Source organism: Agrobacterium sp. DSM 25558 (assembly GCF_900100825.1).
In the GTDB taxonomy this organism is placed as follows: Bacteria; Pseudomonadota; Alphaproteobacteria; order Rhizobiales; family Rhizobiaceae; genus Agrobacterium.
The window spans coordinates 1-3,688 of sequence record NZ_FMUD01000073.1 but is presented as its reverse complement, the minus strand read 5'-3'; the positions used below and the strand labels follow the sequence as shown (position 1 = coordinate 3,688).

The window sequence follows — 3,688 nt, the reverse complement described above, 5'->3', positions numbered from 1 at the left end:
AGTGCTTTCCCGCAGGATACGCGCAGACATCGAAGCGGGCTTTGGAAATGTCGATACCAACAACGGTAAGTTCCTGTATCATGGCCTTGCTCCCAGTCTTGTGGTGCGGGCGAAAGCCCGATCAACCGTTCGGGGTCAAAGGGAGCAGGCAGGGCCTTGCTTGATGTCGGCTCTTTCAAACCGGTGCGGAAATACGGCCTCCTGCCTGCATTGACCGGGATGCGCGTCCCGGTCAATGCAACAAGTAAACCACATTTCGTCCACACAAGTGCGGGATGACGGAGTTCGAGGATGGCTTCTCTGATAAAAACAGAAACGCCCGCGAAAACCGATAACGGCCTATCACGGGCGATTTCAAATTCCAGTGCGGGGCATTTGATGCCCTGCCGATTACTTCTTCGGAGTCTGCGAAGGTTTCGTCTGCGCGCTGACTTCGCGCATCTGACGCCATTCGTTTTCGAGACGGTCATAGGTGGTCTGAGGGATCGTCGCGGTCATGGCATTCCTCCTTCGGTTGGCGCAGTGCATTGCGCGGTGTGAAACAGAGTAGGGGGCCAGAGGTTCCGCAATTCAAGGCAATTTTTACTCTTAAAACGGTTCGCATGAAATAAAATCGATTAGGATTTTTCTAAATCGATTTAGGTGCAGAAAGTCGCATATTAAAATCTGGGGTTTTATAGAAGCTTATTCACAGAGGGATGACGATGTTCGACAGGCAACGTTTTTTTGCGACGATTCGCACGGCACCCTTTCCGGGCCGGATGACTGCCCAGCAGGTGCAGGGCACCGAATTGGTGCTTGATGAATTCGAAGAAAGATCGCCCGGCGGTGACACCAGGCAACTGGCCTATATGTTGGCAACCGCCTTTCACGAAACGGCAGCAACGATGCAGCCGGTGCGCGAAACGCTGGCGGCGAGTGATGAGGCGGCGATCCGCATTCTGGACCGGGCCTATGCGGCGGGGCGGCTGGGGCAGGTGCGCACGCCCTATTGGCGGCGCGATGCCGAGGGCAAAAGCTGGCTGGGGCGTGGTCTGGTGCAACTGACGCATAGGCGCAATTACGAGGCGATGTCTGCGGTAACGGGCATCGACCTCGTGGCGCGGCCGGAGCGGGCGATGGAGCCGCAAGTTTCCGCCGCCATTCTGGTGGAGGGAATGTTGCGTGGCAGCTTCATCGGCAGGCGGCTTTCGCAGTATTTCGATGCTTCGCGTGCCGACTGGGAGGGTGCCAGAGAGATCATCAACGGCAACGACCGCGCCGCTCTTCTGGCGGGCTATGGCCGCAGCTTTCACACCGCCTTGATGGCCAGCCGGATTGAACAGCCAGCAGTGGGGTGATAGGCGGTTTCCACCCAAGATTTTTGCATGACAGGTGCTTTCATGATCCGCCACATCGTTTTCTTCACCGTAGCCGAGGCCAACCGTGATGCCGTGCGCAAAGGCCTTTCCGGCCTGACCGCCATTCGCCACGCGCTGAAGCTGGAAATTGGCGAGAACGTGAAGAAGGACCAGTGGGGCAATTCGGTGGACTTCATCGTCTATGGTGAATTCGAGAACGAGGCGGCGCTTGCGGCCTACAAGGCTGACCCGGCCTATGAGCTTTCCACGAATACGGTGAAGCCGTTGCGGGATACGCGGGTGGCGGCGGATTTTAATAGTGATAGGGCGGTGAAAGAGCCGATTTCGTAGAGTGAGCCTACTTGTAGGTCGATGTATGTCGATTGTAGGTTTTGTATGTACAAAAATGTAGGTTTTTGCTATCGTGCAATTCGAGTGGGATGACGCTAAGGCGCAGAAAAACCGGGTGAAGCATCATGTTTCATTCGAACTGGCGCGTGAAGTCTGGAGCGACCCATTGCATGTCATCGTGCCGGACCGGTTTGAAGACGGCGAGCAACGTTGGCATGCCTTGGGAATGGTGGGTGCGGTAGCGATCCTCGTAGTCGTGCATAGCTATCCCGCCGGTGAAGATGATGCTGTCGTGCGCATTATCGGAGCCCGCAAGGCGACATCCCATGAAAGGAGGCGCTATGAGCAACAGCAAATTTAACGAACAACAGCTTGAAGAGCTGGCGAAGCTGGAAGGGATGTCGGATGACGAGATCGATACGACAGACATACCCGAAGCGCCTGCCGAAAACTGGATGCACGCCAAACGTGGCGCACTTTACCGCCCGATCAAACAGCCGGTGACGATCCGGCTGGATGCGGATATTCTCGCCTGGTTCAAGGAACATGCCGAGAAATGCGGGTATCAGACGGAGATCAACCGGGTCTTGCGGCAGCATGTGACCGAGGCGGAAAAGAAGCGAGCTTGAGGGATGACAGGGATGAGTGTGGAATGGAAAGCACTTCGATCTGCACTTCCTGACGATGTTCAGTCTCGTCTGGACGCCAAGCGTGAAGAGCGGCGATCTCGAGCGACGACCGTGAAGGCCGTGATCCCCACGCAGCCGGATATCGACTGACTTTCATTTGATAATGATGTTCAAGCCGCGGGCAGGCTGGGCCGCGGGCGAGAGGTTTATGGCCTCGTTTCAGTAACAAGGATCATTCCATGCGATTTTTTGGTCATCTGCCGTGGCGGCGCCCGGTGGGGCGTGAGCCCGTGCGCGAAGAAAAGGCGGCGGGCGGGTTTTTGGTGCTTTCCGGGGAGGCGGGGCGGGCGCATTGGTCTGGCCGGGGGTATGGCGCGCTGTCTCGTGAAGGCTTTATGCGCAACCCGGTGGCGCATCGTGCGGCGCGCATGGTGGCGGAGGCCGCGGCTTCCGTCAGCTGGTTGCTGTATGAGGGTGACGACGAGATTGGCGAGCATGCGCTGTTGCGGCTGCTGGCGCGTCCTAATGGGCAGATGAGCGGGCCGGATTTTTTCGAGGCGCTTTACGGACATCTGCTGCTCTCTGGCAATGGCTATATCGAGCCGCTGATGGTGGGCGAGCGGTTGCGGGAGCTGCATCTGTTGCGGCCTGACCGCGTCAGCATCATCGAGGGGGCGGATGGCTGGCCTGCGGCGTTCGATTACCGCGCCGAGGGGCGAGCGGCGCGGCGCATTGCGGCGGATCGTGATGGGTTGGGGCTGCTGCATCTGAAACTGTTCAACCCGCTGGACGACCATTGCGGGTTTTCACCGCTGGCGGCGGCGGGGGCGGCGCTGGATCTGCACAATGCGGCGAGTATCTGGAACAAGCGCCTGCTGGACAATTCCGCCCGCCCCTCCGGCGCGCTGGTCTATCAGCCCAAGGAGGGCGGCAATCTTTCCACGGAGCAATATGAGCGGCTGAAGCGGGAACTGGAGGAGGGCTATGCGGGGGCGGTAAATGCCGGGCGTCCGCTTTTGCTGGAAGGCGGGCTGGATTGGAAGAGCATGGGGCTTTCGCCGAAAGATATGGACTTCATGGAGGCGAAGAACGGCGCGGCGCGGGACATTGCGCTGGCACTGGGCGTGCCGCCCATGCTGCTAGGTATTCCCGGCGACAATACCTATGCGAATTATCAGGAGGCCAACCGGGCGTTTTACCGGCTGACGGTACTGCCGCTGATCAACCGGACGGCGGCGAGTTTATCGGCGTGGCTGGCACCATTGTTCGAGGGGACGTTGCGGCTGGAGCCGGATCTGGATCGGATCGCGGGCTTGGCTGGCGAGCGGGATGCGCTGTGGGCAAGGGTGGGGGGGGCAAGGGTGGGGG

At 59.0% G+C, this 3,688-nt stretch carries 6 protein-coding genes; all 6 read left to right on the top strand.

The genetic code is table 11. The features are described from left to right. Positions 1–704: 704 nt before the first annotated feature. Positions 705–1,340 carry a hypothetical protein gene (locus tag DSM25558_RS27405; protein ID WP_077107766.1) on the top strand — a complete coding sequence of 212 codons (636 nt, stop codon included), beginning with the start codon at positions 705–707 and terminating at the stop codon, positions 1,338–1,340. Between the two features lie 42 nt (positions 1,341–1,382). Next, entirely contained in the window at positions 1,383–1,691 is a 309-nt protein-coding gene (locus DSM25558_RS27400) for a Dabb family protein (protein ID WP_077107767.1), read from the top strand. Positions 1,692–1,764: 73 nt separating this feature from the next. After that, positions 1,765–2,052 carry a BrnT family toxin gene (locus tag DSM25558_RS27395; protein ID WP_077107765.1) on the top strand — a complete coding sequence of 96 codons (288 nt, stop codon included), beginning with the start codon at positions 1,765–1,767 and terminating at the stop codon, positions 2,050–2,052. Next, entirely contained in the window at positions 2,033–2,320 is a 288-nt protein-coding gene (locus tag DSM25558_RS27390; RefSeq protein WP_077107764.1) for a BrnA antitoxin family protein, read from the top strand. The genes DSM25558_RS27395 and DSM25558_RS27390 overlap by 20 nt, the downstream gene beginning before the upstream one ends. Positions 2,321–2,332: 12 nt before the next feature. After that, on the top strand, positions 2,333–2,470 hold the full coding sequence (locus tag DSM25558_RS28925) for a hypothetical protein (RefSeq protein ID WP_159442537.1): 138 nt from the start codon (positions 2,333–2,335) through the stop codon (positions 2,468–2,470). Between the two features lie 89 nt (positions 2,471–2,559). Beyond that, positions 2,560–3,688, top strand: a 1,129-nt coding sequence (locus DSM25558_RS27385) for a phage portal protein (RefSeq protein ID WP_077107763.1), incomplete at its 3' end; no start/stop codon positions are given.

Excerpts from the sequence above, each read along its gene's own strand:
- DSM25558_RS27405 (WP_077107766.1), top strand. The coding sequence starts at position 705 with ATGTTCGACAGGCAACGTTTTTTTGCGACGATTCGCACGGCACCCTTT.
- DSM25558_RS27390 (WP_077107764.1), top strand. The coding sequence starts at position 2,033 with ATGAGCAACAGCAAATTTAACGAACAACAGCTTGAAGAGCTGGCGAAG.
- DSM25558_RS28925 (WP_159442537.1), top strand. The coding sequence starts at position 2,333 with ATGAGTGTGGAATGGAAAGCACTTCGATCTGCACTTCCTGACGATGTT.
- DSM25558_RS27400 (WP_077107767.1), top strand. The coding sequence starts at position 1,383 with ATGATCCGCCACATCGTTTTCTTCACCGTAGCCGAGGCCAACCGTGAT.